This is a genomic window from Mycobacterium sp. (genome assembly GCF_039583785.1).
Lineage (GTDB): Bacteria > Actinomycetota > Actinomycetes > Mycobacteriales > Mycobacteriaceae > Mycobacterium.
In genome coordinates this window covers 1-1,559 of the sequence record NZ_JAVKSG010000208.1, presented here as the reverse complement: position 1 = coordinate 1,559, position 1,559 = coordinate 1, and the positions used below count along the sequence as shown (strand labels likewise).

1 protein-coding gene and 1 pseudogene are annotated in these 1,559 nt (G+C 64.1%); both read right to left on the bottom strand.

The window, feature by feature from the left end; genetic code table 11:
• Positions 1-650: ATP-binding protein (locus ABDV69_RS21435; protein ID WP_343577855.1), on the bottom strand; the 650-nt coding region annotated here is incomplete at its 3' end.
• Positions 638-1,483, bottom strand: a pseudogene (locus ABDV69_RS21430) (Mu transposase C-terminal domain-containing protein); the annotation flags it as partial. The gene ABDV69_RS21435 and the pseudogene ABDV69_RS21430, both read right to left, overlap by 13 nt.
• Positions 1,484-1,559: the final 76 nt, after the last annotated feature.

Sequence of the window (1,559 nt, the reverse complement as noted above, 5' to 3'; positions counted from 1 at the left end):
TGTTCGGTGAAGTATTTCAGGTGATCGGACAGTTCCTCGCCGGCGCGGGTATCCAGGTTCAGGTTGTGGATCTCGTCGACCACGACGACGTCGGTGCGGGCGTCGATGAGCACTTGACAGACCGCGTCGGAAATGTCAGTCACGTTCATCCGCTGGTTGAGCAAGGGCAGTCCGAGGAACCGGGCGAATTCCATCGCCAGTTTACGTGGTGACCCTTTCGGCGGGGCTGTCACATACACCACCGGGATGCGGCTCTCATCGCCGGGAAACCGTGCGTGCGTACGCAGTTCATGGAATCGGCCCAGTTGCTTGATGGCCGTGGTCTTTCCGGTCGCCGCGCCACCGGAAATAATCAGGCCGCGCCTCGCCCCGATCTCACGCTGGTTGAGCAAGGTCAGCAGCCGGCCCTGGTGGGTGATCGCTTCGATTGCCGAGGTGGTGACCACCACCAGCTCAGAATGATGTGCCACCCGTGCCTCGTTGTAGGCCGTCCGCTCGTCGTCGCCGAGGCTGGTCCACGCGTCGTCGTCGAGCAGCTTGAACTCCGGTGGGTCTACGTCAACAAAACGCCGCCAGCCCTCCAACGTGGTGGTGGGCTGGCGGCGATCTTCGAGCTGACCGACCGGGGCAACCTCGGTCACAGCCGCCACGTCTGAGCCTCCTTACGCGCATCGAACACCGGCAGGGGAATCACCTCAGCCATCTCATCGTCATCATCGGCATGCAAAGGTTGGGCGGTCTGCCGCACCGGCGGCGGTGCCGCGCAGTCCGATGACAGGGGTGGGGTCGGCCAGCTGCGGTCGGCGTTGGCGGCGCTCGTCCGGCCAGTCACCCGCCGGTCGGCTCTGGATCGATTTGCAGGCCCGGCCGCGGCTCGGTCCATCAAATCCTCTGCTATTGCTGCGATCTCGGCTTCGTGGGCTTTCTGGGTGCCTCTGCGGTCGGCTACCGTGCGGGCGTGGCGCCACAATGTTTCACCGAAAGGCGCCGGGGCGCTGCGCAGGTGCGTCCACGTCGCCGCCAGCCAGCCGTCGTCATGGTGATTGCGCACCCAGATCCGTGACACGTCATAGGGGTCGTAGTGCACTTCCCACTTTCCGTTGTGGGCATCGACTCCGGAATGCTGACGCCGGTAGGGGTTGAGCGCCTTGGCGTCGTAGGTGCGGTGGTTGATCCGGATCCCGTAGCTGTTGATCGTGCGCCAGTGCACCGGGAGCAACTCGATGTAGTCATCGGCGTCCAAGGGCACTGGCACGTAGCCGGTAACCTCGACCAGCGCGGCGTATTTCTCGTTGGGGGTCAACGCCTTACCAGGCGTTACCGGGTCGCGTAGTCCGTCATGGGGACGGTTCTGCCACACCGCGATGATCCACTCGTCGAGCAGCGCTTGCAGCTCGACCATCGACCACACCGCATCCTGCTCGACGCTGTTGCCTCGCCGCTCCACCGAGGATCCCGCATACCCCGCGACGTACTGCGCGAACTGGCAATGTCAACTTAAAGTGGCCCCACTGTGACGGTGTGGATTGGCCCCACCCTGCGAGATCTTTCCGGGCCCG